24 protein-coding genes and 1 tRNA gene are annotated in these 26,761 nt (G+C 59.0%); 10 read left to right on the forward strand and 15 right to left on the reverse strand.

Features of this window, described 5'->3' with window-relative positions:
* Positions 1-43 precede the first annotated feature (43 nt).
* Positions 44-2,275: a GEVED domain-containing protein gene (locus ASU33_RS07950; RefSeq protein ID WP_078062973.1), complete on the reverse strand. Its 2,232-nt coding sequence runs from the start codon at positions 2,273-2,275 to the stop codon at positions 44-46.
* A gap of 174 nt (positions 2,276-2,449) precedes the next feature.
* Between ASU33_RS07950 and ASU33_RS07955 the strand changes: the two genes are divergently transcribed.
* Complete coding sequence (locus ASU33_RS07955) at positions 2,450-3,259, forward strand: SDR family oxidoreductase (RefSeq protein ID WP_059069979.1); 810 nt, start codon at positions 2,450-2,452, stop codon at positions 3,257-3,259.
* A 160-nt stretch (positions 3,260-3,419) separates the two neighbouring features.
* On the opposite strand, the gene ASU33_RS07960 is transcribed toward ASU33_RS07955, so the two are convergent.
* Positions 3,420-3,956 carry a hypothetical protein gene (locus tag ASU33_RS07960; protein WP_149867105.1) on the reverse strand — a complete coding sequence of 179 codons (537 nt, stop codon included), beginning with the start codon at positions 3,954-3,956 and terminating at the stop codon, positions 3,420-3,422.
* Positions 3,957-4,214: 258 nt separating this feature from the next.
* On the opposite strand from ASU33_RS07960, the gene ASU33_RS07965 reads away from it, so the two are divergent.
* Positions 4,215-4,287: transfer RNA gene (locus ASU33_RS07965), tRNA-Lys, on the forward strand.
* A 119-nt stretch (positions 4,288-4,406) separates the two neighbouring features.
* Here the strand turns inward: ASU33_RS07965 and ASU33_RS07970 are convergent.
* From ASU33_RS07970 to ASU33_RS07980, 3 genes are all read right to left on the reverse strand, one after another.
* Positions 4,407-4,595 carry a hypothetical protein gene (locus ASU33_RS07970; RefSeq protein WP_059069984.1) on the reverse strand — a complete coding sequence of 63 codons (189 nt, stop codon included), beginning with the start codon at positions 4,593-4,595 and terminating at the stop codon, positions 4,407-4,409.
* A 129-nt stretch (positions 4,596-4,724) separates the two neighbouring features.
* Positions 4,725-6,086 (reverse strand): sensor histidine kinase, encoded by a 1,362-nt coding sequence (locus ASU33_RS07975; RefSeq protein WP_059069986.1) that lies wholly within the window; start codon positions 6,084-6,086, stop codon positions 4,725-4,727.
* A complete protein-coding gene (locus tag ASU33_RS07980) occupies positions 6,076-7,464 on the reverse strand; it encodes a sigma-54-dependent transcriptional regulator (RefSeq protein ID WP_059069988.1) in 1,389 nt (462 codons plus the stop codon). Before ASU33_RS07980 ends, ASU33_RS07975 begins: the two co-directional genes overlap by 11 nt.
* Before the next feature lie 298 nt (positions 7,465-7,762).
* On the opposite strand from ASU33_RS07980, the gene ASU33_RS07985 reads away from it, so the two are divergent.
* From ASU33_RS07985 to ASU33_RS07995, 3 genes are all read left to right on the forward strand, one after another.
* Positions 7,763-9,022, forward strand: coding sequence for an efflux RND transporter periplasmic adaptor subunit (locus tag ASU33_RS07985; RefSeq protein ID WP_059069990.1), 1,260 nt, complete (start codon positions 7,763-7,765; stop codon positions 9,020-9,022).
* 199 nt (positions 9,023-9,221) lie between these two features.
* Complete coding sequence (locus tag ASU33_RS07990; protein WP_059069993.1) at positions 9,222-9,911, forward strand: ABC transporter ATP-binding protein; 690 nt, start codon at positions 9,222-9,224, stop codon at positions 9,909-9,911.
* A gap of 53 nt (positions 9,912-9,964) precedes the next feature.
* Positions 9,965-12,394 (forward strand): ABC transporter permease, encoded by a 2,430-nt coding sequence (locus ASU33_RS07995; RefSeq protein WP_059069994.1) that lies wholly within the window; start codon positions 9,965-9,967, stop codon positions 12,392-12,394.
* 81 nt (positions 12,395-12,475) lie between these two features.
* On the opposite strand, the gene ASU33_RS08000 is transcribed toward ASU33_RS07995, so the two are convergent.
* Together ASU33_RS08000 and ASU33_RS08005 are read right to left on the reverse strand one after the other, a co-directional pair.
* Complete coding sequence (locus ASU33_RS08000) at positions 12,476-13,366, reverse strand: universal stress protein (RefSeq protein WP_059069997.1); 891 nt, start codon at positions 13,364-13,366, stop codon at positions 12,476-12,478.
* Between the two features lie 84 nt (positions 13,367-13,450).
* Positions 13,451-13,666 (reverse strand): hypothetical protein, encoded by a 216-nt coding sequence (locus ASU33_RS08005; RefSeq protein ID WP_059069999.1) that lies wholly within the window; start codon positions 13,664-13,666, stop codon positions 13,451-13,453.
* 721 nt (positions 13,667-14,387) lie between these two features.
* On the opposite strand from ASU33_RS08005, the gene ASU33_RS08010 reads away from it, so the two are divergent.
* Positions 14,388-15,323, forward strand: coding sequence for a DUF5996 family protein (locus ASU33_RS08010; protein WP_059070756.1), 936 nt, complete (start codon positions 14,388-14,390; stop codon positions 15,321-15,323).
* Here ASU33_RS08010 and ASU33_RS08015 read toward each other — a convergent pair.
* Positions 15,320-16,102 (reverse strand): oxygenase MpaB family protein, encoded by a 783-nt coding sequence (locus ASU33_RS08015; protein WP_059070001.1) that lies wholly within the window; start codon positions 16,100-16,102, stop codon positions 15,320-15,322. The genes ASU33_RS08010 and ASU33_RS08015 overlap by 4 nt on opposite strands.
* Before the next feature lie 213 nt (positions 16,103-16,315).
* Here ASU33_RS08015 and ASU33_RS08020 point away from each other — a divergent pair, with 213 nt between their 5' ends.
* On the forward strand, positions 16,316-17,374 hold the full coding sequence (locus ASU33_RS08020) for a LacI family DNA-binding transcriptional regulator (protein ID WP_059070003.1): 1,059 nt from the start codon (positions 16,316-16,318) through the stop codon (positions 17,372-17,374).
* Between the two features lie 137 nt (positions 17,375-17,511).
* Here ASU33_RS08020 and ASU33_RS08025 read toward each other — a convergent pair whose 3' ends face one another.
* Complete coding sequence (locus ASU33_RS08025) at positions 17,512-18,957, reverse strand: amidohydrolase (protein WP_059070005.1); 1,446 nt, start codon at positions 18,955-18,957, stop codon at positions 17,512-17,514.
* A 298-nt stretch (positions 18,958-19,255) separates the two neighbouring features.
* Here ASU33_RS08025 and ASU33_RS08030 point away from each other — a divergent pair, with 298 nt between their 5' ends.
* Positions 19,256-20,545: a cation:proton antiporter gene (locus ASU33_RS08030; RefSeq protein ID WP_059070008.1), complete on the forward strand. Its 1,290-nt coding sequence runs from the start codon at positions 19,256-19,258 to the stop codon at positions 20,543-20,545.
* A 22-nt stretch (positions 20,546-20,567) separates the two neighbouring features.
* Here the strand turns inward: ASU33_RS08030 and ASU33_RS08035 are convergent, their stop codons facing one another.
* The gene (locus ASU33_RS08035; RefSeq protein ID WP_059070010.1) at positions 20,568-21,482 is read right to left on the reverse strand and encodes a pirin family protein; all 915 of its coding nucleotides are present in this window, start codon (positions 21,480-21,482) and stop codon (positions 20,568-20,570) included.
* 117 nt (positions 21,483-21,599) lie between these two features.
* Complete coding sequence (locus ASU33_RS08040) at positions 21,600-22,211, reverse strand: DNA-3-methyladenine glycosylase I (protein ID WP_059070012.1); 612 nt, start codon at positions 22,209-22,211, stop codon at positions 21,600-21,602.
* A gap of 307 nt (positions 22,212-22,518) precedes the next feature.
* Between ASU33_RS08040 and ASU33_RS08045 the strand changes: the two genes are divergently transcribed.
* Positions 22,519-22,791, forward strand: coding sequence for a hypothetical protein (locus ASU33_RS08045; RefSeq protein ID WP_059070014.1), 273 nt, complete (start codon positions 22,519-22,521; stop codon positions 22,789-22,791).
* Positions 22,792-22,816: 25 nt separating this feature from the next.
* On the opposite strand, the gene ASU33_RS08050 is transcribed toward ASU33_RS08045, so the two are convergent.
* Positions 22,817-23,854, reverse strand: coding sequence for a LacI family DNA-binding transcriptional regulator (locus tag ASU33_RS08050; protein WP_059070015.1), 1,038 nt, complete (start codon positions 23,852-23,854; stop codon positions 22,817-22,819).
* A 366-nt stretch (positions 23,855-24,220) separates the two neighbouring features.
* Here ASU33_RS08050 and ASU33_RS08055 point away from each other — a divergent pair, with 366 nt between their 5' ends.
* The gene (locus ASU33_RS08055) at positions 24,221-24,697 is read left to right on the forward strand and encodes a helix-turn-helix domain-containing protein (RefSeq protein WP_059070017.1); all 477 of its coding nucleotides are present in this window, start codon (positions 24,221-24,223) and stop codon (positions 24,695-24,697) included.
* Positions 24,698-24,719: 22 nt separating this feature from the next.
* Here ASU33_RS08055 and ASU33_RS21450 read toward each other — a convergent pair whose 3' ends face one another.
* The 3 genes from ASU33_RS21450 to ASU33_RS08065 form a co-directional block, all read right to left on the reverse strand.
* Positions 24,720-24,872: a hypothetical protein gene (locus tag ASU33_RS21450; protein WP_160328157.1), complete on the reverse strand. Its 153-nt coding sequence runs from the start codon at positions 24,870-24,872 to the stop codon at positions 24,720-24,722.
* Between the two features lie 206 nt (positions 24,873-25,078).
* Positions 25,079-25,528, reverse strand: coding sequence for a GNAT family N-acetyltransferase (locus ASU33_RS08060; RefSeq protein ID WP_059070019.1), 450 nt, complete (start codon positions 25,526-25,528; stop codon positions 25,079-25,081).
* A gap of 115 nt (positions 25,529-25,643) precedes the next feature.
* Positions 25,644-26,504, reverse strand: coding sequence for a LamG-like jellyroll fold domain-containing protein (locus ASU33_RS08065; protein ID WP_059070021.1), 861 nt, complete (start codon positions 26,502-26,504; stop codon positions 25,644-25,646).
* Between the last annotated feature and the right edge of the window lie 257 nt (positions 26,505-26,761).

Consider the following 26,761-nt stretch of genomic DNA (forward strand, 5'->3'; position numbering starts at 1 on the left):
GTATAGGCGGCCGCACACGGAGCCGTGCGGCCGCCTACGCAGGTTAGTTGCGCACCACGCGGCGAGTAATCTGGTCGCCGTTGGGTGCAGTGAGGCGCAGCAGATAAACTCCTTGCGCCAGGGTGGTTAAATCGAGGCTAGCCTGGGTGTTCGCGCCCAACTGCACCGCCTGCTGGCGTACTTGGCTACCCAAGAGGGTTTCGATAGTCGCCGTGTAAGTGCCTACTGGAACAGCGGGCAGTTGCAGCTTCAGCAGGCCGTCGTGGGTGGGGTTCGGAAACACAGCCAAACCTGCCATGGCTTTCGACTCGCGCGTGGGCAACGGCGAGCTGATGTTAACGGAGTAGTCCTCCGTTTCTGAATTCATCTGGTTGGTTTGGCAAGCGAAAGCGAAGTTCGTATTCAGTCGCATCACCACCCGCATGCGCGTAAGCCCTTGGAAGGAAGCAATGCTGGGTACCGTAAACGTGCTGGTGGTTGTACTGTTGGTGGTTGCGTTCAGCACGATTTCGCTCTGATCGAAGAAACCGTCGCGGTTGTAATCAATCCAGGTTGTAACCGTGCGCCCAAAGTTCGTAGCTGCCGCAACGCTTAGGGTGTAGCTGATCCCGCTGCGCATTTCCAATACCTCGCGGGTGTAATCGCCGTAGCCACCGCTGTTTGCACCCGAAGAGTTGCTGTACGGCGTGGTTAAGTGGCCGCCGCCCAGGCTAACGTTGGTAATCCATACGCCTTGGTTGTTGCCCGACGAAGCACAGTACTGCACGCAAGGCACCGTTAGCACGATGTAGCGGCGTTTGGTAGTGGTTTGGGCGCCAAATGCGTTGGTCGCGGTCAGGCTTACATCAAACACGCCCGATTTGGTATACGTGTGCGTGGGGTTTTGCTGCGTGGAGGTGTTGCCGTCGCCAAAGTTCCACAGCCAGCTCGTCGGCACATTTTGGCTTTCGTCGGTGAAGCGCACCGTCGTGGAGCACGTGGTGGCATAATTGGAGCTGAACTCTGCAGCGGGCGGTTGCGAGTTGGTTTGCACAATCACGCTGTAATCGAGGGTTTGGCCGTGCTGTAGGTCGCTGCAGGGCCCAAAGTTCGAGCCCACGAAATCAGACATGATGCGCAACCGCAGCGGTACGTTTTTGAAGGCGGAGCCAGGTACCACAATGGTGCCCCGAACGGGCGAAGGCTGATTGAGCGTCGTGAGCAGCAACTCCGACGCGGCAAACTGCCCGTCGTTGTTGGCGTCCAGCCACACCCGGGTATCTTGGTTGTTGGTACCGGTTTGGATTGTAATTGGGTAGCGGTTGCCTTCGGTGAGCGTAACCTTGCCAGAGCAAGTAAAATCCTGATAGCCGGTGGAGGAGTTGCTGAATGTGTTGTTGAGGGTGCCCAGCTGCACTTGGGTGATGCCGTAGCCGCAGCAGAAATTCAGGGTTTTGGGCGCGCAAGTGGCCGCAACCGGTATTTGGTTGTCGTAAATGATGTAGTTGGTGCGCGTTACCGTATTGGTGCCGGCGCTGTTCGTAACCGTGAGCGTTACGGTGTAGGTACCCGGCTGGGTGTAGCACTTATTTGGGTTTTGCTGCGAAGACGTGGTGCCGTCGCCGAAGTTCCATTGCCAGCCGGTGGGCGCATTGGTGCTCTGATCGGTAAATTGCACGCAGCCCGAGCACGTGGTGGTGCGGTCGGCCACGAAAGCAGCAACCGGAGGCTGCGAGTTGGCCTGTAGCGTTACGCGGTAATCCTCGGTTTGCGAGTACTGCGGGGTGGAGCAGGGCGTAGGCGGGGTGGCATTCACATAATCGGCTGCCACGCGCAGGCGCAACGGCGTGTTTAGGGTTGCCCCGGCCGGAATACGAATGGTGCCGTTTTGCACATCCTTGCCCGATGCCGAAAACAGCAGCTCGCCACCGGTGCTCGTGGGCGCGTCGGTAAACTGCCCGTCGTTGTTCAGATCAAGCCATACCCGCACGTTTTCGTTGGCAGCCGGGTTGGTGCGCACCGAAATAGGGTAATCCTGGCCTACTGTCAGGTTGGTGCCGATGGTGCATGCGTAGTTGCGGTAGCCATCTTGCACGCCCGCCGTAACATTGCTGATGGAGCCCAGCGTTACGCTGAAAATGCCCATGTTGAACGGATAGGAAGTGCTAGGTGCCGAGCCCGGTGTGCAGTTGCTCGGGGCGGTTGGGCACTGGGCCAGCACATTTGAGGCCCACAACAAAGCAATAGGTAAAAACAAAGCCGACGACCAGCGTCGAAGGCGTAGAGGTGTTGCCATACAAGAGCCTAAGGAGCAGGTATAATCTACTGCCTAAATGTAGCGACTAAATGCAAGGAGGCGTAACATTAGTGCAAGATTGGCGTAGCAGATGCGCCATTGCCCACGCGCCTCACGAAAAGCCCGTAGCTTTGCTCGTACCGGCTCTTGCCAGTAAGAGCCGCGCCATTAAGCATGCAAGGAAAAGTAGTACTCATCACCGGTGGCACCTCTGGTATTGGCCAAGCGTGCGCGGTGGTATTTGGGCGAGCCGGCGCCCGCGTAGCATTTACCGGCCGCGACGAAGCCCGCCTTCAGCAAACCAGCCAGCAACTCCAAGCCCTAGGTATAGCCAGCCTAGCTATTCGGGCCGATGTAGGCGAGGAGGCCGATTGCCAACGGGCCGTTGAAGAAACAGTGAAAGCCTTTGGGCAGCTGGATGTGCTGATCAACAATGCCGGCATTTCCATGCGTGCCACCTTTGCCGACGCTTCGCTGGATGTCATCCGCAAGTTGATGCAAACCAACTTCTTCGGCACGGTATACACCACCAAATACGCCTTGCCCTACATCCAACGCACGCGCGGCAGCATTGTGGGCATTTCCAGCATTGCCGGGTACCGCGGTTTGCCCGGTCGCACGGGCTACTCGGCCTCGAAGTTTGCCATGAATGGCTTCCTCGAAACCCTGCGTACCGAGTTGATGCCGCAGGGAGTGCACGTGCTCACGGCCTGTCCGGGTTTCACGGCTTCCAACATCCGCAACACCGCCCTGGCTGCCGATGGCTCGCAGCAAGGCGAGTCTCCGCGCGACGAGGCCAGCATGATGACCAGCGAAGAAGTGGCCGCGCACATTATGCGCGCTGTGCAGGCTCGTCGTCCAACGTTGGTACTTACCGGCAAAGGCAAGCTCACGGTGTTTCTCAACAAGTGGCTGCCCGCCAGCATCATGGATAAGCTGGTGCTGAATGAGTTTAAGAAAGAAAAAGACTCGCCCGTAAGCTAAGGCCAAGGGTGAGCTTTACAGCAGCAAAGCCGACGACTCCGCAATGGAGCGTCGGCTTTGCTGCTGTAAACAGGTTGATCGTGTATAAATAACGTGTTATGATCCCTAGGTGTCCTGCCTTTCCCGTAAGGCAAGCAGCACCTAGGAGTTGTGGCTCAGGCTAATTCACAATTACCAAATCGTGTTGCCGAATGTAGGCTGTGCGCCCGCGCCAGAGTACTTTAAACCAGATGTCCTCTTGCCCTTGTACTAGCAGCCGGTCGCCGGCGGCGGCGGTGCTTAGCCAACTGGCGCCGGCGCTGGGTGCCGTCATCAGCACCGCCCTAGGCCGACACACCAAACCCGTAGTTGGCGTGTCGAACACATTCAGAAACGCACCAACCAGCGCCAGGTATACCCCATAAAGTAGCCACCAGCCCCGCGCCGTACCCCGCCGCCGCAATACCAGTAAGGTACCCGCCGCCACAGCTACTCCCAGCAGCGTTTGGAGCACCGTAGGGTAATAGCGCCGGAAGGTAAGAGCCACCTGCTGGCGCCATGTATTGGGGTAGCCCGTAAGCCGGTGCGTTACCGAAAGCTCCGTCATTTTGCGCCACACTGCGGTGCTGGGGTAATGCGCTTGGTACAAATTGAGGTAGTACAGCGCCGAAGGGTATTGGTCACGGCTCTCCTGCACGGCGGCAAGGCGCAGCAACATCTGCGGACTGGCTTGTCCGTTTGCTAGTACCTGTTTGTAAAGCTGGTATGCTTCTGCAGGCTTACCCGCGTTGAAGAGCGAGTCGGCTTTTTTTGTGAGGAAAATTTGCTCCTGAGCCTGAGTTACTTGGATGGAAAAAGCCCACAGGAGCCAAAAAAGTACGACTTTTTTTGCCGAAAAGTTTGGCATCAATAAATCCGACCTACTACTTTTGTGCCACAATCAACGACAGCAGGTCGCTGAAACCACAAAGAAAACGATTCTGTAGCTCAGCTGGTAGAGCAATACACTTTTAATGTATGGGTCCTGGGTTCGAATCCCAGCGGAATCACAAAAAAAGCCTCACAGAGATGTGAGGCTTTTTTGTTTACTGCTCATGCTAACTACAAAGCATAGTTGGCGCGCTGCTCGAATGCTATCCTTGAGAATGACCAAACGACCCAAGCAGCATTACTGGATGGGTCTTTTCGTGTAGCCGTAGCCGTTGTAGAAGTCCCGAAATGTGTAGTAATCCGAGTCGCTATTGGCGTCGGAAGAAGCGTATTGCGAGGGGCCTGCAGGTACAGTCGCTAATGCTTTGTACACGGCAAGGGCGGCAAGTGCCACAAGCACTATAATAGCTGATAGAAGGAGTAGCATAGGTGGGTGGGGAGAAAAGCTTGCTACTGCTTTGTACGCGGTTTGTTATTTGATGTTGAGACGATAAAGCGGAAAGAAGCTAACCTTGTACGAGCTAAGTACACCCTTGAGCTATTAGAGAAACGAGGCTTACGCAGCTCTGAACTCTAGACGAAACACGCTGCCCTGCTTCTCGGCTGATTGCACCTTGATGCTGCCTTGGTGTAAGCGCATAATTTGCTTGGCCAAGCTTAGCCCAATGCCGGTGCCGTTTTTGCGCGTAGTGAAAAAGGGAATGAAGATGCTCTCGAGCAAATCAGCCGGAATGCCGTGGCCATTGTCGGCCACCTCGATAATGGGATGCCCGGCTTCACCTAGGTAGGCCGATACCTGAATGCGGGGCAGTGGGGAATTCGACACTGCGTGCGCGGCATTCTGGATAAGGTTGATGAGTACTTGCTCCAGCAATTGCCGATCGGCTTGCAGCGTTAAGCTTTCGGGTACGGTAGAAACGGAGCAGGCAATACCTTGCTCCGCTAATTGGGGCTGCAGCAGGCGGTACGTGCTGCTAAGCAGGTCGTGCACCCGAACTTCGGCAAGCTGAGGTGTGGTAATTTTGCTGAAGTTGCGGTACACCTCGGCAAAGCGCAATAGCCCCTCGCTGCGGTTCTGAATGATGCTGATGCCCTCTTCCACGTCGTCGAGCAAGGCGCGGTCGGTGCCAATCGGCTCGGGCACTTGCGCTAGCGCATGGCGCAGGTGCCGGCGCAGCGAGTCGGCCAACGAAGCAATGGGCGCCACCGAGTTCATGATTTCGTGCGTCATCACGCGCAAGAGCTTCTGCCAGGCTTCGGTCTGGGTTTCGTCGAGGGCCTGGCTAACGTTCTTGAACGCCACGAGCGTAAACTGCTGATTCTGCAGCCGAAACACAGTGGCGGAAAGCAGCAGTTGCAGGCTGCGCTGCCCAACGGTTATTTTTACGATGGCCGAAGCACCGGGCTGCAGCTTTTCAATTGCTTCGTAAAGCACCGGTTGGCGCCGCTCAAGGGCCTGAATGTTATGGAGGTAGGGCAATTCCAGAGTTTGCTTGAACGAGTCGTTGAGCCACTCCACTTGCCCATCGGCATCGTAGGAAATGATACCAGAATCTATCAGCTCGAGTAGGGTTTGCAGATAAGTGTACTGCGCCTCGCGCTCGGCGCTGAGCTGCCGGAAAGTGCTGTTTAGCTGATTGAAAGCCGCGTGCAGCGGGCGTAGGGAGCGGTCGGGGTGGGTTTCGTTGTAGTACTGCGCAAAGTCGCGGTACTTCACGGCCAGCAGGAAATCGGCCAACGCTTGGTTGCCACGCGTTACGTAACGCGTCAGCTCCCAGAATACCAGGCCTACCAGCAAAACCAAACCGACCACCCACGCCGGCCGGCCGTGCACCCCGGCCAGCACGGCACCTAGGAGCAGCACGGCCAGCCCAAGCAGCCGCAGCAGTATGCCAACTTCGAGGCGCTTAAAGGTCATGTTTCTCGAGGCGGCGATATAGGGCGGTGCGGGTAAGACCCAGCTCTTTGGCGGCTTTGGTAATGTTGCCGTTGTGGCGCTCAATCACGCGCAGAATGGTGTTCTTTTCTACCTCGCTGAGCTGCAGCGGGCCTTCGGGTGGGTGCGGTTGTGCAGCCACGGCAGCGGCTGCCTGCTCCATCGGCGAGAAGGTGAAATCGTGCGGGCGGAGTACGTTGCCTTCGGCCAGAATTACGGCGCGCTCCACAGCGTGCTGCAGCTCGCGCACGTTGCCGGGCCAGTGGTGTTGCTTTAGCTTGTGCAGCGTGGTAGGCTCAAACTCGGGCGCGGGCTTGCGGTTGCGCTCGGCGTAAATGCGGCTGAAATGCTCGGCCAACAGCAGCACGTCGTCGGCGCGGGCGCGCAGGGGCGGCAGCGTAATCTCCACGGTGTTGAGGCGGTAAATCAGGTCGCGCCGAAATTCGTTGCGCGTGGCCATTTCGTACAGCGGTGCGTTGGTGGCCGATATCAGCCGGATGTCGACGGGCACGGGCGTGTTGCTACCTAGGGGAATTACCTGGCGGTTTTGAAGCACTGTGAGCAACTTGGCCTGCTGCGGCAGCGAGATGTTGCCGATTTCATCAAGAAACAACGTGCCGCCCGAAGCGGCCTGAAAGCGGCCAACGCGGTCTTCGCGCGCATCGGTAAACGAGCCTTTCTTGTGCCCGAACAGCTCGCTCTCGAATATGCCTTCGCTCATGGCCGCTAAATCGGCCGTAACAAAGGGCTGCGCCGCGCGGTACGACTGCTGGTGCAGTGCTTTGGCGATGAGCTCCTTGCCGGTACCGTTTTCACCTAGGATGAGCACGTTGGCCTCGGTGGGCGCAATCTTTTCAATCTTATAAAACACCTCCTGCATAGCTTCCGACTGGCCCAGAATGTCGGCCCCGGAGAAGGAAGCGGGGCGCTTGGGCGCGTGGCTGGCCGGAGCGGTTTTGTCGGCGGAGACGGCGCGTTGTTGCAGGGCGGCTTCCAGGGTTTCGAGCAGCTGGGCGTTGTGCCAGGGCTTCACCACAAAGTCGCTGGCACCGGCTTTGAGTGAGCGAACGGCCGTGTTGATTTCGCCGTGGGCGGTAATCATGATAACCGTGGCGGTGGGGTCTTTCTCGCGAATGCGCCCCAGCCAATACAGTCCCTCGTTGCCGGTGCCTAGGTTGCTCTTGTAGTTCATGTCGAGAAAGATGACGTCGAAGCGCTGCTTGCCCAGGAGCGAGAGTAGCAGTTCGGGGTTCTTCTCCGTTACTACTTCCTGCACTTCGGTTTTGAGCAGCATGCGCATGGCGAACAGCACGTCCGTGTCGTCGTCGACTACCAACACGCGGGCTTTCTTCAGGACCATTGAACCTAGGAGTATAAAGGGGAGGGTTGAGCCAGCGGCAGCTGGGTGCTGCCACCGCCCTCATAAACTGTACTAAGTTCCGAAAAACTGCGGCAGCTGCCCAGGAAAGCCGTTTTTAAATTCCGGAAGCACCTAGGGGTGTATCACTTCCGAACACTGAGGTGTATCAAAACCGAACACTTTTGGGGCCTTATTGCTGCATGCTGAAGTTAACAAGCTGATAAACAGAGTTTTATAAAATTGGCATCGTTCTTCGTGAGCATTTGGCAGTCGTATTTCAGGCGGCTTCTCAAGTGCCATGGACGTTATCATCAAAAAGAAAACCTGGACGCCAACCCGCATACTGCTCCTAGGTGGCGCGGTGCTGGTGCTTGTGTTGGTAGGCGTAGGCTTGTTCTCGACGGCGGGCGCTGCCAAGCTGAACGTTGACCCGGAGCGGCTGACAATTAGCGAGGTTACGCGCGGTCCTTTTCAGGAGTTTGTGCCCGTCGATGGCGTGGTAATGCCTATTAAAACAATTTACCTCGATGCGCCCGAAGGCGGCACGGTGCAGCGCATTTTGGTAGAAGACGGCGCCACGCTGCAGCCTGGCCAGCCCATCATTCAGCTCGCCAACACCGATTTGCAGCTCGAGATGGTGAACCGCGAAACAGCCGTGTTCGACCTGATGAACAACCTGCACAATACGCGCAACCTGCTGCAGCAAAACCGCATCCAGCAGCTCAACCAATTGGCCGACATCGACCACCAGCTGCAGGAGGCCAAGCGCGTGCACGACCTGAACAAGACGCTCTACGAGCAGAAAGTGATTTCGCGGCAGGACTTTCTGCAGACGCAGAACAACTACCAGTATCAGCAGCGCCGGCGCCAACTTACGCGCCAGGCCCTGCGGCAGGATTCGGTAACCATGCGCCAGCAAATCAGCCAAATGGAGCAGTCGGTGGGGCGAATGCAGGCCAACCTGGCCCTGATGCGCCGCAAGCTCGACGACCTCACGATTAAGGCACCCGCCGCGGGCCGCATTACCTCGCTCAACGCCGAAATAGGGGAGCTGAAAACCCGCGGCCAGCGCATCGGCCAGCTCGATATGCTTAGCGGCCTGAAGGTGCGCGCCACCGTCGACCAGTACTACATTTCGCGCATCTTCCCCGGCCAGAAGGTAGAGGCCGCCGTGAACGGCAAACCCTACCAATTGCAGGTAACCAAAATTTACCCGCAGGTAACCCAAGGGCTGCAGGTAGATATGGAGTTTGTGGGCGCCACGCCCGCCGATATCCGGCGGGGCCAAAGCCTGCCCGTGCGCCTCGCCCTCAGCGACCAAACCCAGGCCGTGCGGGTGCCCAAGGGCGGCTTTAACCAGAAAACCGGCGGCAACTGGGTATTTAAGGTGAACGAGAACGGCACCAAGGCCTACCGCACCGACATCCGCCTGGGTCGGCAGAACCCCGATTTCTACGAAGTGCTGGAAGGCCTGAAGCCCGGCGACCGGGTAATTACCTCCAGCTACGAAGGCTACGAAAACATGGGCGAGCTGGTGCTCGAAGCCAAGCAGGAATAAGCCCACCAACCCACAACCCTAGGTGCCGAGCGGCCCGCAGCGGCGGCAACAGCAACCCAACGCCGGATGCTTTAGTGAGTGAGTGACAACCAACCGCACTGCCTTGCCGCTGCGGCGCTGCTTGCACCTAGGGCCAATACCACACCCCAATACCCGCTTCTTTTCCACAGCCTCTCTCACGCCGATACCCTCAACCACCATGATCAAGATTGAGAACCTCGAGAAGATTTACCGCACCGACGAGGTGCAAACCAAAGCTCTGAACAACGTGTCGCTCGCGGTAAACGAGGGCGAGTTTGTGGCCATTATGGGTCCTTCGGGCTGCGGCAAATCGACGCTGCTGAACATCATCGGCTTGCTCGACGAGCCCGACGGCGGCAGCTTCCGGTTTGGCAGCACCGAGGTAGCGCACGTAAGCGAGCGGCAGCGCTCCAAGCTGCGCAAAGAGCACATCGGCTTCGTATTCCAGAGCTTCAACCTGATTGATGAGCTGACGGTGGCCGAAAACGTGGAGCTGCCGCTGATTTACCTGGGCATGGGCGCGGCCGAGCGCAAGCAGCGCGTGGAGCAGGTGCTCGAGAAGATGAAGATTATGCACCGCCGCAACCACTTTCCGCAGCAGCTTTCGGGTGGGCAGCAGCAGCGCGTGGCGGTGGCCCGGGCCGTAGTAAACAGCCCCAAGCTCATTCTGGCCGACGAGCCCACCGGCAACCTCGACTCGCGCAACGGCAACGAGGTAATGGAGCTGCTTACGGAGCTAAACGAGGCCGGCACCACCATCGTGATGGTGACCCACTCGGAGCACGATGCCCGCTACGCCCACCGCGTGATTCGGCTGCTCGATGGCGAAGTAGTGCTCGAGAATGTGCAACAGCCTTTTACGGTGTAGGGCAGCCGCGCCCCAGGCTTCGCTAACGCATCAGCTGCTTAACCTCCACAGCCATGTTCAAGAACTACCTCCTCGTGGCCTACCGCAACTTGGTACGGCACAAGAGCTTTTCCCTTATCAACATCTCTGGCCTGGCCCTAGGTATTACGGCCTGCTTGCTGATTGGCCTGTTTGTGCACGACGAGCTGCAGTTCGACAAGAACGTGCCCGACGGCGAACGGATTTACCGGGTGTACACCCAGCAGACCAAAACCGATGCACCCGAAACGTTTGCGCCGGTTGCGCCCATGTTCGCTACCACGCTCAAGCAGGAGTTTCCGGAAGTGGAGCAAACCATGCGCATACTGATGCAGAATTCGGTGAATCTGCTGGAAGTAGGCGACAAGAAGATTTACGTGGGAGACGACCTGATGGTGGACTCCACGTTTTTCGATGTGTTTCAGCTGCCCTTTAAGTACGGCTCGGCGGCCAAAGCCTTGAATGCGCCCACCTCCATTGTGCTGACGGAGGAAGTAGCCCGCAACTTCTTCGGCGACGAAAACCCCATTGGCAAGGAGATTAAAGTAGATAAGTCGACCTTCAACGTAACGGGCGTGCTGGAAAACAGCCTGGATAAGTTTCACCTGAAAGTCAACTTCATCGTACCGTTGGCGGCGGCCGAACTACCGGCCGAGCGCATGAAAAAATGGGGTTGGCAGCAGTTCTTCACCTACGTGAAGCTCCGCCCCGGCGCCGATGCCAAGCAAACGCAAGCCAAGCTGCGGGCCTACCTGAACGATAAAGTACAGCCCACGCTGCCCCCCGACGAGAAGCTGACGAGCGTACCGGTGTTGCAGCCGCTGCACCAAATCCACCTGTACTCCTCCAACTTCAAGTACGATTCGTCGGTGAAGGGCAATATCACTTACGTGAAGGCGCTTAGCCTCATAGCCGTGTTCATCCTGCTCATTGCGGGCTTCAACTTCGTGAACCTGGCCACAGCCAAATCGATGCAGCGGGCCAAGGAAGTAGGCGTGCGCAAAACCATTGGCGCCAGCCAGCAACAGCTAATGCTGCAGTTCCTGAGCGAAACGGTGCTGCTTACGCTGGCGAGCGTGGTGCTGGCGGCGGTATTTACCTCCTTGCTGCTGCCCGCCCTCAACGCCTTCACGGGCAAAACCATGGAATTTGATTTGCTCGCCAACCCTGCGCTGCTAGGCGTGCTGGTGCTGCTGACGGTGGTGGTAGGTCTGGTGGCTGGCTTCTATCCGGCGTTGGTGCTATCGAGCTTTAAGCCCGTAAAGGTGCTGAAAAGCGCGGTGGTTACCGATGGCATTTTTGGCCGAGTGCAGTGGTTGCGCCACGGACTGATTGTGGTGCAGTTTGCCTTGTCGGTGTTCCTGATTATTTGCGCCTTGGTGGTGTTCGGGCAGGTGTCGTACCTGCACAACAAGGAGCTGGGTTTCAACCGCGAGCAGATCATGTTTTTCCCGATGCGCGGCCAAAACATGAACCAGCAGCACGAGGCGTTTAAGAACGAGCTGAAGCAAGTGCCCGGCGTGGTGTCGGCCAGCATTGGCTACGGATTCCCCGGCGACCAAGTAGCCGGCGACGGCATCATCGTACCTGCCAACGGCGAGCGGAAGGATCATCCGGTAACGCAGCTGATGGTTGATTACGACTACATCAAAACCCTAGGCCTGCAGCTGGTGGCCGGGCGCGATTTTTCGAAAGAGCTAACTACCGACAAAGACCACGCCTTCATCATCAACGAAACGGCCGTAAAGGAGCTCGGCTTTGGTACGCCGCAGCAAGCCCTAGGTAAAACGGTGGAGTGGGAGGTGTGGAACGACCGCAACCCCGACTCGCTGAAAGTGGGCAAGGTTATCGGGGTGGTTAAGGACTTCCACTACAAGAGCCTCTACGACAAGCTGGAGCCGGCCGTGCTGCAAATCTTTCCTGATGCATACTGGAAAGTGGCCGTAAAAATGCGAGCCGACAACCTCGGCAGCTCGGTGGATGGCGTGAAGCAAGTGTGGGCCAAGTTCAGCCCCGAAAGCCCCATCGAATACAAGTTCCTTGACGACAACTTCGAGGAGATGTACCGCGCCGAGGACAAGCTGAACACGCTGCTGTGGGTGTTTACGGGCATTGCCATTTTTGTGGGCTGCCTGGGGCTGTTTGGCCTGGCTACCTACGCCGCCGAGCGCCGCAAAAAGGAAATCGGCATTCGGAAAGTGCTCGGCGCCGATGTATCGACTATTGTGGGGCTGCTTTCGAAGGAGTTCCTGAAGCTGGTGCTGGTGGCGGCCATTATTGCCTTTCCGGTGGCGTGGTACGTGATGCACGAGTGGCTGCAGGACTTTGCTTACCGTATCGACATGCCGTTGTGGGCCTTTGTGGTGGCAGCCGTTGCTGCTGGCACGGTGGCTTTCCTAACCGTGAGCTACCAGGCGGTGCGCGCCGCTACGGCCAACCCTATCAAAAACCTGCGGGCTGAGTAGCACCACCCCATACACCCCAACGCACACGCGGCGCCCCTAGGTACCTAGGGGCGCCGCGTGTGCGTTGGGGCCATAGTGCCGTTAGGCTTCGGGCATGAGCAGGCTGTTGTTGTTGGGTTGGTAGGCTGCGGGTTGTGGCTCGGCGGGCTGTGGCTCGGTTACGGGCACCACCAGCACCGGCACGGGCGCAGTAGCAATTACCTGGGCCGTTACGCTCCGATGAAAAACCTCGCCTAGGTAGCTGCGGCTGCGGGCAAGTAGCAGCAGCAAATCGGCACCGGTTTCAACTTGAGCCTCCAGCAAACCCTCGGCGCAATTGCTGTTGAGGTAGCCCCGCAAGTACAAGGTGTGGCCATCGGCCAAACCGCTGTGCTGCACGGCCCGGAGGGCGCTGGTGCAGCCGCCGTCGTCTTCCACCTCCGATACGTACGCCACCGTAAGCTCGGCGCCGAGGTTGCGCAGCAGGGCTGCCGTGCCAGCCGCCGCACTACCCAGGGCAAAGGCTTCGCGGTCGGCAGCTACCAGCACTTGCTGCGGCGGTATTGCCGGGGTGCCCACGGGCACCAGCAGCAACGGCAACTGGGCTGCCCGCAGCAGCTCGAGGGCAGCCGTGCCTACCGGGGTGGTGTTTTGGTTGGCGGCGGGTAACCCAAGTACAAACACGGCTGGTTGGTAGCGCACGGCCAGGTCCTGGGCTAGCTCAGGCAGCAAATCGGTGGTGAGCTCCACGGTGGCAGGGCTACGCAGCTGCGCGGCCAGTTGGTTGAGCAGCGCGGCCGTATCGGCCGATTGCTCAAGCTCGTTGCGGCGCCAGGCCTCGCCGGCAAACACATAAGGATCGTAGAGCGAGGCGCGGTTGATGTGGAGCAGCACCAGCCGGCCGCCTTGGCTGCTTGCCAAGGCATCGGCGTACTGTAGTGCCGTGCGGGCCGCCGGGTAAAAGTTGGTAATTACGATGAAGGTGGGGCCCATAGCAGTGTGCGTAACAGAAGTGGAGAAGACACGAGCCGCGCCGCAACCAACCAGCGCTTCCCTAGGTGCCAGCGGAATAAGGAATTAGAAAGAACCGCCGTACAAGCCGTTGGCGTATTTGTTGCGCGCCAGGCCTTCGGCTTCGGTCAGGGTGTCGTTGAGGTGGTGGCCGTGCGCCGAGCTGTAGCTACCCGCCGCTTGCCACAACTGGCGGGCCGGCAAACCCACGCGCTGCCCAGAGTTGTTGTAAACCGATTTGGCGTAGTGCTGACGCACTTTGCAGGTGCTGCGATAAATCATGCGAAATACTCTTGGTGAGTAGAAACTGCCGAGTATCAAAACGTTGCCCGGCGGACGGCGCAACAGGTGCAAGCGCGGCAACCCAGGTGCCAAAGCCGTACGCTGCGTGCAAGTTGAAACTAAGTGCGGCGAGCCCGAATGACGGCCGTCAATGACTTAGCTGATAAATATCATATTAGAAGTGGGTTGCACCATATCCTGTTCAGGCAAGCGTACCCCTGGAAGCATGGTTCCTGAGGCTACAATTAGGCCAAGGCCTAGGTGCCGCTGGCTGTGGTGCAGGCCGGCAACACCTAGGGGTGGGAGGGGCTAGTACACAAACGGGCCGTTGTGCGACGAGCGGTACTGATGCCAGCCAATGGCCGCCAACATCAGCACCAGCAGGTAAAACCAGAGGGTGGGCGTAACCATAACTGCTAGTACAAGGCAAGTGGTTGATCTTCAGAAAAACGGCTGCTCAGCCATCCTTAATATGCTACAGCGCAACGCCGAAAGCAATGATGATGATCAATGCGACAAAGCTTAGGCAGCAGGGCCGATGTGCTTTTTAACGCAAGCGCCACCGTACCAAAATCGGGTTGGATGGTACGCCGCTAGCTGGCTTTCTGCTCGGTCTTAATCAGGCAAGGGAAATGCAGGTATGATGCTCGGAATAAGCAGTATACAGATGTTTCGCATCCTAAAATTTCCGATCTTCTTAGGTGTTACCAACCCCAACGCCATGAGCTCGTTACCTGCCGCCGCCCTGCCCCGCACCCAGGTTTGGCCTGCACTGCCCGCCGCCTCCTGGACCGATACCCGCGAAACCCTGCACCGCTGGACGCAGATTGTGGGCAAAACGCGCCTGGCGTTGTGCCCCATGCTCAACCACTGGTGGCAGGTGCCGCTTTACGTCACGCCCAGGGGCCTATCAACGGGCTCCATGCCATACAGTGGCGGCGCTTGCGAGGTGGTGTTCGATTTTCGGCAGCACCGGCTGCGGCTGCACACCAGCGCTGGCTCAACCCTGGAGCTTCCCCTCGAGGCCTGCTCGGTAGCCGAGTTTTACCGGCGCTACCGGGCGCTGCTGCGGCAGGCTGGCGTGGAGGTGCAAATTTGGCCCGTGCCGGTTGAGGTTGAAGACGCTACGCCTTTTGCCCTCGATGAGTACCACCGCACCTACGACACCGCTGCCGTGGAGCGCTTCTGGCAAGTGCTGCTCCTCAGCGACGAAGTGCTGAACGAGTTCCGGAGCGGGTTTGTGGGCAAGTGCAGCCCGGTGCACTTTTTCTGGGGTTCGTTTGATATGGCCGTTACGCGGTTTTCGGGCCGGCCCGCTCCGCCGCACCCCGGCGGGGTGCCCAACCTGGCCGATTGGGTTACGCGCGAAGCCTACTCGGCCGAGGTGAGCAGCGCGGGCTGGTGGCCGGGCGGCAACGGAGCCGAAGCCGCCTTCTACAGCTATGCGTACCCCGCGCCTGCCGGCTTTGCCAACGCTCCGGTGCAGCCTGCGCAGGCGTACTTCAGCACCGAGTTAGGCGAGTTTTTGCTACCCTACGAGGCGGTGCGCACGGCAACCGAGCCGCGGCAGTTGGTGCTCGAGTTCTTGCAAAGCACCTACGAGGCCGCCGCCGAGCTGGCCGCTTGGGAGCGGAGCAGCCTGGAGCGCGTGGCCTAGGTGCTTTGGCTTTGGTAGCTAGGCTCGTGGTTGAGGGCCAGGATTTGGGCGCGGTACTCGGCGGGCAGCAGGCCGGTTTTGGCCCACTGGCTAAGCTTAAGATGCTGCGTGTGGCGGTACAGCGGCACCACCGGCCGCAGCCACGGAAGCTTGCCCAGCGGCAGCAAGCGGCGCACCTGCGGGGGCGTTACCATCAGCTGAGCTTGCCGCAGCAGCTGGTAGCGCAAAGCCCCTAGGTGACGGCGGTACTGCCGGTACAAGTCAGTACTGAAGCGGCTGTGCTCGAGGTGTTCGGCAAGGTGCTGCGCGCGCATGGGTACCCACGCCTGGTAGGTAGCCGGCAGGCCAGGTATGCCCATGCGTTGGCCTACGCGCCCGAATACGTCAAACACTTCTTGTTTCTCGGGCAGGGTAAGGGGGCGCTCCAGCAACTCGTAGGCCCTGATAGAGTAATCGATGAGCATGAACAACACGTCGCGGTAGGCCCAGTCGGGGATGGCCGCGCCGCGCTTGGCCTCCACGCCGGCATGTATGGCGGCAATGGTATCGATGGCACGTTCGGCGGCGTCGCGCGGAGCAAACACAATGCGGCGGGCATACTCCACCGTCGAGAACAAGCGGCCCAGCGGATCGGCGGGCAGCTTACCCGTGAAATACAGCCAATCAACGGCCTTGTTCAGCGCAAACTCGGCCGCTGAGCCCGCAAAAATGAAAAGCACCGTATCGGACTTGCCCCAGATGGTGCGCACTACCGAGTTCGTTGCAACGAAATACTCCATACGAAAGCAAAGCAAAATGCCGCAGCTGTGAGTTCGATTTGACCTAGGTAAACTCGCCTATTTCAAGCAGTTTTGCATGTTTGCATCCGCGGTGCGATAAAAAAACTATGCAGGTTTTATCTTGTATTCCGGCTTGCGTGTTTCCGAACCGGCTGCAGGTTATGAATTTTGCATAACCGACGTGCGGTTTCCTATTGCTTACCCCGTCCTCCTATGTCAGCCAAAAAGCCTCACGCTTCTATCCGGGATATAGCCCGCCAGCTCAACCTCTCTACCTCCACGGTTTCGCGTGCGTTGTCCGATCACAAGGACATCAGCGACGCAACCAAGGCACGGGTGCAGCAGTTGGCGCAGGAGCTCAACTACCGGCCCAACCAGCTGGCCGCTGCCCTGCGCAAGGGCCGCAGCCAAACCATTGGGGTAATTGTGCCCCACATCAAAGGGTACTTCTTCCCGGCCGTGATGAACGGCATCGAGAAGGTGGCTACGCAGGAGGGCTTTAAGGTGATGATGTGCCAGAGCAACGAGGACCTAGGGCGTGAGCAGCAAAACGTAGAGGCCCTGCTCGACGCGCAGGTAGAAGGCATTCTGGTTTCGGTATCGGCTACCACATTCAAAGAGGTAGCGCACTTCGAGCAGGTGCGGCGCCACGGCACGCCGCTGGTGTTCTTCGACCGCGTGCCCGAACTGGAGCAAAGCATGGCCGTCATCCTCGACGACTTTCAGGGCGCTTACCAGGCCACCACGCACCTCATCGAGCAAGGCTGCACGCGTATAGGCCACTTGGCCGGTCCGCAGCACCTTAACACCAGCCATAACCGCTATTTGGGATACCGTGAAGCCCTGCGCGCCCACGGCTTGCCCTTCGAAGAGCAGTGGGTGTTTTCGCTGCCGGCCCTCACGCACGAGGCCGGCCGCGAAGCCATGGAGTATCTGCTGAGCCTCAAAGCCAACTTCGACGGTATTTTTGCCGCCTACGCCATTCCCACGGTAGGTGCTTTGGAAGTGCTGCGCGAACACGGCCTGCGCGTGCCGCAGGACGTAGCCCTCGACTGCTTCAGCAACGAGCCCTTTACCCTGATGACGCAGCCGCGCCTGACTGTAGTAGATCAGCGGGCCGAGCAAATGGGCGAAACCGCCGTACGCCTGTTTCTGCAGCTGCTGAAGCGTGGCCCCGCTTACACGCCGCCGCACGTTATCCTGAAGCCCGAACTGATTGTGCGCGAGTCGTCGTTGCCCCGCACGCACGAGCAAGTGCTGGCGCAGGTGTAGGTCAGGCCGTAGCAAACAGGCAACCCCAACTGCAAAACACAAACGCCTAGGTCGATACCTAGGCGTTTGTGTTTCGAGCAACATCAAAAGCTAGTACCTGTGGACGCGCACTACCAAGTTCGCGCTACAGGCATGACTCAGTCGCGGTAGTTCAGCGCGGGCTTGCGGTTGCCGAGCAAAGGCTTGTACTGGTAGCTGCCAATGTCCTGCTTGAACTCCTCTTTAGCTTGGCTGAGCAAGGCAGGATTAGTAAGCAAATCGAGGGCCGTAAGGGTCATGGTTTTGGCCGCAACGAGCATGCCTTTGGTGCCGATTTCGGTGCCGCCGCACGCCACGGCCTGCCAGCTGTGCGCGGCGGTTCCGGGTACCCACGTGGCCGCCTCCAGGCCAACGGTGGGCACGGTGTAGCTTACATCGCCCACATCGGTGCTGCCACCGCCCTCGTGCATGGTGTAGGGGCTGATAGCTGCTGCGGCCTCAAGCGGGGGCGCCGGAAACCCAAACGAAGCCTGAATTTTGCGGCCGAACTCCTGCTCCTGCGGCGTGTACTGCACACCGCCCACGCGCGTGAGGTTTTGCTGCAGTGCTTTGGCCAGGGTTTCGTTGAGCAGCAGATCGTGGGTCCCGCCAATGACTTCGTACTCCATGGAGGTGCCGGTACCTAGGGCGGCGCCTTCAGCCGCTTTCACCACGCGGGCAAAAATGGCGGCCACATCGTCTTTTTTGGGGTGGCGCACATAATAATACACCTCGGCATAATCGGGCACTACGTTGGGGGCCTTGCCGCCGCTCGTAATTACGTAGTGAATGCGGGTCTCCTGCGGCACGTGTTCGCGCATCAAGTTCACCATGTGGTTCATGGCCTCCACGGCATCGAGGCCGCTGCGGCCGCGCTCGGGCGCCATGGCCGCGTGCGCCGATACGCCCCTGAAGCGAAACTTAGCCGATGAGTTGGCCAAGTAGTTGTTGAGCATGGCGCGGTTTTCGTTGGCGGGGTGCCAGTGTACCACGGCGTCAACGTCCTTAAAAAGCCCGTCGCGCACCATGTACACTTTGCCGCTGCCGCCTTCTTCGGCGGGCGTACCGTACACTTTTATGGTGCCTTTTAGCTTGTGCTGCTGGATAAGCTTCTTCAGCTCGATGCCCGCCGCCACGCTGGCCGCGCCAAACAGGTGGTGCCCGCAACCGTGGCCGGCATCTTTGCCCGCCACGGCTTGCTTGGCCGGCGCAGCCTGCTGCGACAAACCCGGCAGGGCGTCAAACTCAGCCAAAATGCCAATTACCGGTTCGCCGCTGCCGTAGGTAGCCACAAACGCCGTCGGTATTTCGGCCACACCGGCCTGCACGTTGAAGCCATTGGCGCGCAGCGTTTTCTGCAGCAGCGCCGAGCTGCGCGTTTCTTTGTAGCCTACCTCGGCGTAGTCCCAAATTTGTAAGGCCACCTTGCGGTAATCGGCGTAGTTGCCTTCGAGGTCTTTCAGCGCCTGCTGTTTAAGTGCCTCAACCGGGGTGGTATCGGTGGGGCCTGCAGCCGCCGTCAGCAGCAGAGTGCCGAGCAACAACGAGGCAGTAAGGATTCGCATTCGGGTAAGATAAGGTTGTGAGCTGAACGATGCTGAGGCCAAGGCTAGCCGCAGGCGCTCAAATTAGCGGAAACGCAGCATTGGGTAGCTACCGACGCACCGCTACGCTGCAGGTTGTTTGAGCGCGGTGTATGCTGACCTAGGTGCTACTCAGCCGACCACCAAAACCCACCTAGGCGCGCACGCATTGACAGCTAGCGGAGTGGGACCAAGCCCGCCAGTTGACCATTGCGCCCGGAAGTACGTAGGCAGTAGCGTCGCCTTGCTACCGCAAAGTGGCTCTACCACACCGCTGCCGATGTCGATTTACCCTGTAATGCTGGCTGTGCTCGGCATAGCCATTCTGGGCGTGTCTTGGTTGCCTTCGTTGCTGGCCAAGTACCCGCTTTCGTACCCCGTTCTGTTTATCGCCTTGGGTTTAGGCGTGTATGCCTTGCCGCTCGATTGGCCCGCCGCCGAGCCGCTGCTGCACAAAAAGCTGGTGACGCATCTGTCCGAAATCTGCGTAATCGTGGCCCTCACTGGCACTGGGCTCAAAATCGACCGGCCGTTTTCCATTCGTACCTGGCGCACGCCGCTGCTGCTGGTGTTGGTGCTGATGACACTTACCATCGGGGGGCTAACGGCCGCCGCTTGGGGCCTGAGCAACTTAAGCATAGCCTCGGCGGTGCTGCTGGCTGCGTCGCTGGCACCCACCGACCCCGTGCTGGCCGGCGATGTGCAAGTCGGCGACCCCGGCGAAGGCCGCGAAGACAACGTACGGTTTGCCCTAACCGGCGAAGCGGGCCTGAACGATGGACTGGCCTTCCCGTTCGTGTACCTGGCCATTGCCTTGTTGCCGGCCGCCGAGCCGCTCTCCGATCGGGTGCTGCAGTGGGCTTGGTACGATGTGCTGTACCGCACGGCGGCGGGTATTGGGCTAGGCTGGCTCTCGGGCAAGCTGCTTTCTTATCTCATCTTCAATCTGCCTAAGCGCATCAGCATTAGGCCCAGCGGCTACGGCTTTGTAGCGCTGGCTATTACGCTTATTAGCTACGGTGCCACTGAGCTTCTGCACGGTTACGGCTTCTTGGCAGTATTTGTGGCCGCCATTACGGTGCGTAGTCGCGAACGTAAGCACGAGTACCATCGCCACATGCACGCCTTTACCGACCAGATGGAACGCGTGCTGATTGTGGTGATTCTGGTGCTGTTTGGCGGTAGCATAGCAAGCGGTTTGCTGAAGCCCCTTACCTGGGAAGGCGCGGCCATTGGGCTGTTGCTGGTGCTGGTACTGCGGCCGCTGGCAGGCTACCTCACGTTGCTGGGCGACAAGCAGGTAAACAACGCCGAGCGCTGGGTTATAGCCTTTTTCGGCATCCGGGGTATTGGCTCGGTTTTCTACCTGAGTTTTGCTTTGGAGAAAGGCAACTTCGACAATGGCGAAGAACTGTGGGCCATCTTGGGCTTCAGCATGCTGTTGTCGATAACCTTGCACGGCGTACTGGCCACGCCCATCATGAATTGGCTGGACCGCAAGCATGGCCGCCCCACCGCCGAGGAGCACGAGCAGCAGCTAGAAGAAGCCGAAGCCAAAGCTGCAGACTAAGCTTTTTGTGGGCACCTAGGGCTCAGGATAACGGCTCGGGGGCTGCGGTGCCGGCGGGCTTGCTGCGGTCTTGCGGCAGCGGAATAAACTCGGCGTTGTCGTTGGGCGGCAGGGCAATGCGGCCGGCTTCCCAGTCGGCTTTGGCTTGCTCAATCCGCTCGCGCCGCGACGACACAAAGTTCCACCAGATAAACCGGTCGCCGACGTGTTCGCCGCCCAGCAGCATCAGGGTGCTGGCCTCGCGGGCCAGCAGAATGGGGTCTTGGCCCGGCGTGAAAACCAGCAACTGCCCCGCCGTGTAAGTGCGGCCGCCTACTTCCACGCTTCCCTTTGCCACGTAGGCGCCGCGCTCGGCATGGCCCTGCGGAAGCCCAAATCGGGCGCCGGGTTGCAGCACCACGTGCAAGTAAAACAGGGGGGAGTGCGTGCGCACGTCGTTGCGCAGGCCGTAGGCGTTGCCGGCAATCAGGCGCATCCATACGCCCGTATCGGTAAACACAGGCAACTCGTGCGGCTGGTAGTTCACGAAGGAGGGCGCGGTTTCCTCGTCGGCCTCGGGCAGGGCCACCCACGTCTGAATCATCTCGAGGCTGCCGCCGGCCAGCGTGGCGGGGTCTTCGAAGCGCTCGGAATGGGCAATGCCGCTGCCGGCCGTCATCCAGTTTACCTCGCCGGGCCGGATGATTTGCTCCACACCCAGGCTGTCGCGGTGGGTAACTTGCCCGCCAAACAGGTAGCTAACCGTAGAAAGCCCAATGTGGGGGTGGGGCAGCACATCGAGATTGGTGAGTTGCTCGGGGGCGAGATTTACGGGCCCGGCGTGGTCCATAAAAATGAACGGCCCCACCATGCGGCGCATGCGAAAAGGCAAAATACGGCGCACGTTGAACCCGGCACTAATAGCAGCCGGCCGGGCATCAATTACTAAATCGAGCATGGCGGTAGGTAATTTGGTTGCGGCTAGGCCAACTCCCCTACAGGGCGGCGGCTTAATCTACAAATACTTGCGGTTGCTCAGGTAGGCAAAGAGCCGAACACCCAGAAAGAGCAAGCCCTAGGGGCTAGTAGCCAGATTAAAACCGGCAGCCAACTGCAGGCACTCGGCGTGGCGCGGGCAACTCAGCAAGTGGTCGTTTACCAGCCCAGCGGTTTGCATAAGGTTGTAGCAGGTAGCGGGGCCTGTCATCTTAAAACCGCGCCGTTTCAGCTCTTTGCTGAGGGCTTCGCTGGCAGGGGTGGAGAGCGGCGGCGGGTTGTCGGGGCTGCGTTGGTTATTGAGCGGGTATCCGCCCGCAAAGCCGTAGAAAAAGCGCAGAATCCCTAGGTCGCTGCCAAGTGCTTGGCGCAGCTTTAGCCAGGCCTGCGCGTTTTGCACCGTAGCCTCCAGCTTGCGGCGGTTGCGCAGGATGCGCGGGTTTTGCAGCAGTTCCTCAACGTCATCGGGCGTAAAGCGGGCAATGCGTTCGGGAGCGAAGCCAGCCAGCAACTCCCGGAACGCCTCGCGGCGGCTTAGCACCACCGGAAAATCGAAGCCGATTTGGAAGGAGTGCAGCACTAGGTACTCAAACAGGATGTCGGCGTCGGTAACCGGTTCGCCCCATTCGTGGTCGTGAAACGCGCGCAGTAACGGGTTTTTATCGGCCCAAGGGCAGCCGTTGGTAGCCATGCAGCAGGGTGGAGGAGGTGCAGGTGTGTAACCCAATCGGGCGCGAGTAGTTTGCTTGCGGTGCCCTAGGTGCCAAAGCAGCCGCCTAACCTAGGGAGCAAGTAAGGGCACGCCTCTTTGTGGGGTATGGCAACATTGGCCCGCCGCTTGCGCCTGAGCCTACATGGGGCCGCTCGGGCAGCCTTTTTTGCCCTGCTGAGGCTAGCTGATATACGCTTTCCGAATGAAAGCGGCTCATTGCCTGTGTGGTAGCTTGCGGGGCTTGGTGGGGGAACCTATCTGTCGGCAGAAGGCTTATCTTGCCGTTATGTCTTACGAAGTAGCCAACCTCACCCTGGCCGAAGCCACGCGGCTGGAGCCCGTTCTGCACTACGCCATTTGCATCGACGCCGACAACCGCCCCGGCAACCACGTGGGCGATTGGCCGGAGGAAGGCAAGGTGTACCCCGTGCGCTTGGTGACGAGCAAGCTCGAAGGGATGGAGCTTGTGCATGTGCTCGGCTTTCGGGCCGAAGCGCCTTACTACAACGCTTTTGCGCCGCACCGCTTTGCCGTGGTGGCCGAGGTATTCCTGAACTAACCATACCGGGCAGGCCGGCGGCTACCTAGGCCGCTGGCACCCGCTCCGACGACCCCCGAATCAGCAGCTCGGGCTGCAGCGTAATCTGCCGCCCAACGGCTTTCTCCTCGTTTTCGTGCTGTGTCATCAGCTCGAGCAACAAGTGCACGGCCGTGCGCCCCATCTCTTCGCACCGCTGATCAACCGAAGTCAGCTTGGGCTCGGTAAGCGACGAAAATAACTCGTTGCTGAAGCCCGCCAGTGCCACATCATTGGGCACGCGCAAGCCATACCGCTTTAGCACCTGCATGGCACCCACCAACGACAAATCATTGGCCGCGAACACGGCATCGAGCTTGGGCGCCTGCTGCAGCAACTGCTCCATGCCGTCGAGGCCGTCTTGCATCGAGAGGTTGGAGAAGTGTACCAAGGCCTCGTCGTAGGCAACGCCGTGGGCGCGCAATGCATCCTGGTAGCCGCGGTAGCGGTTCTGGCAAATATTCACGTGCTGCGGGCCGCCTAGGTGCGCAATGCGCGTGCAGCCTTGCTCAATGAGGTGCGACACGGCCTGGTAAGCGCCCTGGTAATCGTCGAGCACCACGGCGCTGGCATCGGGCGTTTCCATCACGCGGTCGAAGAACACCAGCGGAATGTTGCGCCGGCGCACCTCCTCAAAGTGGCTGAAGTCGCGGGTAGTAAGCGACACCGACACCAGAATGCCATCAACCTGCGCGTTCAGCAGGGTAGCAATGTTTTTCTTTTCGTGGGTTTCGTTTTCGTTCGATTGGCAGATCATCACGTTGAAGCCCGCCAGGTTGGCAATGGTTTCGATGCCTTTGAGCACCAACGCGAAGAAGTGCCCATCGATGTGCGGCACCACGACACCTAGGGTGTTGCTGCGCCCTTTGCGCAGAGCGGCCGCTAAGTGGTTGGGCTGGTAGTTGAGCTGCTTGGCCAGTTCCCACACCCGCTTTTTGGTAGCGTCGCTGATAGCGGGGTGGTTGTTTAGCACCCGCGAGATGGTGGAAACCGACAGGTTGAGCTGCTTGGCGAGGTCTGATATGGAGGCGCGACGAGTAGCCACTGGGGAGTGCTAAGTAAGAAATGAGCCTGCAAGTTCGGCTAAAACGAGCACTGAAGCGGCATGACTTCGGTACCGCCTGCTTTGCAAGTAATAACAAGTAATACCCGCGACTAGGTTTTCGCAGCAACAGCCAGCATTAACGCCGCCGCCCGCCGCTAACGGGAGCTGGTGCAAGGAAGAAGCTGACGCATGATTTATGCAAACGTTTGCACAGAAAATTTCAGTCGCCTACATTTGGCAAGTGAGCAGCCGCTAAAGCGCGAGGCATGGGCCGCGAATGCCTTGTAGCGAGTGGGTGCTTTTGCCAACCGACCCTGTGTCTTCCCCACCCAACACACATCGTTAGCTCTTAGTCATCCGTTACCAATGGGCCGTCACCGTTACACCCTACAGCTTACTCGCAAGCAACAGGCATACCTAGCCGACTTTATCAACTCCGAAACGCTCTCCAAACAGCAGCGCAACCGCGCCATTGTGCTGCAGCATTGGCTGGCTGATTTCTCCGCGCAGGATTCGGCCGACATCCTGGGGCTCAGCATCGACCGCGTGTACAGCATGCGCCGCGCCTACTCGCAGCAAGGGTTCCGCGGCTATCTGCACGAGGTACCCCGTTGCGGTGCGCCCAACAAGCTCACGCCCGAGCTCGAAACCCTGTTGCGAAAACTCACGCAGGGGCAGGCCCCGGCCAAAGGCAAACGCTGGACGCTTGCCTTGCTGGCGCAACGCATCGTGGAACTCGGCCACACCGACCGAATTTGCACGCTTACGGTGCACAAAGCCCTGAAGCGCATCCGGAGCACTGCGGCCACGCCGCAAGCCACCCACATGAGCCAAGCAGCCTAGCTTGTGCTAAGCGCTTAAGTTGCTACAGCCGTTGCAGTGCCTCCATTACGAGGGCAATCAGTGGTATTAGCATGCCTACGCCCACAGTTGCAATGCTAACCCAAGCTGGGAGTATCCGATCGGCGGCCTCGTGGCGGCGCAAACGGTACCGCTCTACAATGAATGTGTGGTGCATAGCGATGGTGGCTGATGTTTTAACGATATGATAATATAAACATAAAATTTAAATATTGCCATAGATCTGTAGTTTCTAGTTACCTCATGTGTACAAGAAGCCGACTGACCATACACTAACGCCCCAAACACCCGATGCCCTAGCGCCTGCACGTGCAGGCGCTAGGGCATCGGGTGTTTGGGGGCAATCAGAATCCGGAAGTACCGCTAGGAACGCAGCATATGAATGTGCTCTATGCCATCTTCCAGGTAAATGTCATCGAGCTGCTCGAAGCCGAAGCTAGTGTAGAAGGCGCGCAAGTAGTACTGCGCCCCGATTTTTATGGCCTGCGGGCCAAACAACTGTTCGCACTGGGTAATGGCCTGTTGCATCAGCTCGCGGCCTAGGCCGTAGCGCCGGTACTTTGGGCTCACTACCACGCGCCCGATGCTGGCCTGCTCGTAGGAGCGGCCCGCCTCAAACAAGCGGGCGTAGGCCGCCAACTGGCCTTCGGGCGAATAACCCAGCAGGTGGTAAGCTTGCTGATCCATGCCGTCGATGTCCTGGAATGCGCAGGTTTGCTCCACCACAAATACCTCGCTGCGCAGTTGCAGCAGGTCGTACAGTTCGGCTAGGGTAAGCTCGGCAAAGGGCTTGGTAATCCAGGTAAGCGTCATGGCAAGAAAATGTGAGCCCAAAGGTAGGTGGCCAGCCGTGGTTTTGTCACGCTGGCTACCTGCGGCACTACATTCTCTTTTGCTCAACCGCACGAAGCGCCGTGTTTGGGCTTAGCTATTGCACGAGCAAGCTTCGGGTAAGCCGCTGCCCATCGATGCTGAGCTGGCACACGTACATGCCGGCTGCCAGCCCCGCCCGTTCGAAACGTATGGCGTGGCTGCCTGCGGGGCGGGCGGCATCGAGCAGCACGGCTACTTCGCGACCTGCCAGGTCGAGCACCGAAAGGCGCACATGGGCGTTGCGGCTAAGCGAAAAAGGCACCACCGCGCCATCGGCCGCAATGGGGTTGGGGTAGGCGGCCTGGAGCTGCATGCCTGCCTCGATGCTGCGGCGGTTGCTGGTTATGACCGAGGTAGTTTGCACGGGGTCGTTTTCTTCGGGCGCATTGGTAGAGCCCAGTACCCCAGCAGGGCCGGTTCTTACCTGATTGGCCACGGTTTGGCCCGGCGCATCCTCAAAGCGGAAGTAAGCCAGCAACTCGGCTGGCGGCACGGCCACACCGCTTTGCATATCGGTCAGGATTTCTTCGCTGCGGTCGTCCTTCCACACCATCACCTCGTCGATAAAGCCTTCCCAACCGGTGTCGTCCACGTTGTAGCCGATTCCTAGGTTACTGGCGGTGGGCAGCGTCCAGGGGGCTTTCTTGGAGGAGGCTACTTGCGTACCGTTCACGAACAGGGCTCCATCGGTGCCGTCCCAGGTGTAGGCTACGTGCGTCCAGGCACGTATGGGCACCGAGCCGCCCGCCGTTACATTAAAAAGCTCCAGCTGCCCGAAGCCGTTCACGCCAAACCACGGCGTGTCGTTTCCGAACTCCATAATGGTATGGTGACTCTTGCCGGAGGTGTAGCTGGCGCCCGTGTAATACACCCACGCCTCTAGGCTTAAAGCGCCGTTGGGAACCAGCAGTGGCACGGATATTTTCGACGACTTAGCGCTTGAGAATCCGAAGAACCGGCCGCCCTGTTGCGCGTAGGCAATGCAAGGTAAAGTTGCACTTAGCAAGACTATGAGGGTAATGCGAAAAAGTGTTGGCATAGGATAGTATATAGGTGTGCAGATATACTCTAAACGGAAACTTTACTGTTGGGTTGTTGTCATAAATATATTATTATCAATAGTAATGTGTTATGCCTATATTTATACTCAACAGCTTGGGTGCCGATCCTCTC

The sequence above is a fragment of the Solirubrum puertoriconensis genome, from assembly GCF_001483135.1.
GTDB lineage: Bacteria > Bacteroidota > Bacteroidia > Cytophagales > Hymenobacteraceae > Solirubrum > Solirubrum puertoriconensis.

Excerpts from the sequence above, each read along its gene's own strand:
- ASU33_RS08005 (WP_059069999.1), bottom strand. The coding sequence starts at position 13,666 with ATGATTTATCGCAGCACCTGCAAAGTGCGTCAGCACTACGCCAAATCG.
- ASU33_RS08000 (WP_059069997.1), bottom strand. The coding sequence starts at position 13,366 with ATGGGCCCCACCTTCATCGTAATTACCAACTTTTACCCGGCGGCCCGC.
- ASU33_RS08030 (WP_059070008.1), top strand. The coding sequence starts at position 19,256 with ATGTCGATTTACCCTGTAATGCTGGCTGTGCTCGGCATAGCCATTCTG.
- ASU33_RS07990 (WP_059069993.1), top strand. The coding sequence starts at position 9,222 with ATGATCAAGATTGAGAACCTCGAGAAGATTTACCGCACCGACGAGGTG.
- ASU33_RS08020 (WP_059070003.1), top strand. The coding sequence starts at position 16,316 with ATGTCAGCCAAAAAGCCTCACGCTTCTATCCGGGATATAGCCCGCCAG.
- ASU33_RS08045 (WP_059070014.1), top strand. The coding sequence starts at position 22,519 with ATGTCTTACGAAGTAGCCAACCTCACCCTGGCCGAAGCCACGCGGCTG.
- ASU33_RS07960 (WP_149867105.1), bottom strand. The coding sequence starts at position 3,956 with ATGTTGCTGCGCCTTGCCGCCGTGCAGGAGAGCCGTGACCAATACCCT.
- ASU33_RS08060 (WP_059070019.1), bottom strand. The coding sequence starts at position 25,528 with ATGACGCTTACCTGGATTACCAAGCCCTTTGCCGAGCTTACCCTAGCC.
- ASU33_RS07950 (WP_078062973.1), bottom strand. The coding sequence starts at position 2,275 with ATGGCAACACCTCTACGCCTTCGACGCTGGTCGTCGGCTTTGTTTTTA.
- ASU33_RS07970 (WP_059069984.1), bottom strand. The coding sequence starts at position 4,595 with ATGCTACTCCTTCTATCAGCTATTATAGTGCTTGTGGCACTTGCCGCC.
- ASU33_RS07975 (WP_059069986.1), bottom strand. The coding sequence starts at position 6,086 with ATGACCTTTAAGCGCCTCGAAGTTGGCATACTGCTGCGGCTGCTTGGG.
- ASU33_RS08025 (WP_059070005.1), bottom strand. The coding sequence starts at position 18,957 with ATGCGAATCCTTACTGCCTCGTTGTTGCTCGGCACTCTGCTGCTGACG.
- ASU33_RS07985 (WP_059069990.1), top strand. The coding sequence starts at position 7,763 with ATGGACGTTATCATCAAAAAGAAAACCTGGACGCCAACCCGCATACTG.
- ASU33_RS08015 (WP_059070001.1), bottom strand. The coding sequence starts at position 16,102 with ATGGAGTATTTCGTTGCAACGAACTCGGTAGTGCGCACCATCTGGGGC.
- ASU33_RS07955 (WP_059069979.1), top strand. The coding sequence starts at position 2,450 with ATGCAAGGAAAAGTAGTACTCATCACCGGTGGCACCTCTGGTATTGGC.
- ASU33_RS08010 (WP_059070756.1), top strand. The coding sequence starts at position 14,388 with ATGAGCTCGTTACCTGCCGCCGCCCTGCCCCGCACCCAGGTTTGGCCT.
- ASU33_RS08040 (WP_059070012.1), bottom strand. The coding sequence starts at position 22,211 with ATGGCTACCAACGGCTGCCCTTGGGCCGATAAAAACCCGTTACTGCGC.
- ASU33_RS07980 (WP_059069988.1), bottom strand. The coding sequence starts at position 7,464 with ATGGTCCTGAAGAAAGCCCGCGTGTTGGTAGTCGACGACGACACGGAC.
- ASU33_RS07995 (WP_059069994.1), top strand. The coding sequence starts at position 9,965 with ATGTTCAAGAACTACCTCCTCGTGGCCTACCGCAACTTGGTACGGCAC.
- ASU33_RS08055 (WP_059070017.1), top strand. The coding sequence starts at position 24,221 with ATGGGCCGTCACCGTTACACCCTACAGCTTACTCGCAAGCAACAGGCA.
- ASU33_RS21450 (WP_160328157.1), bottom strand. The coding sequence starts at position 24,872 with ATGCACCACACATTCATTGTAGAGCGGTACCGTTTGCGCCGCCACGAG.
- ASU33_RS08035 (WP_059070010.1), bottom strand. The coding sequence starts at position 21,482 with ATGCTCGATTTAGTAATTGATGCCCGGCCGGCTGCTATTAGTGCCGGG.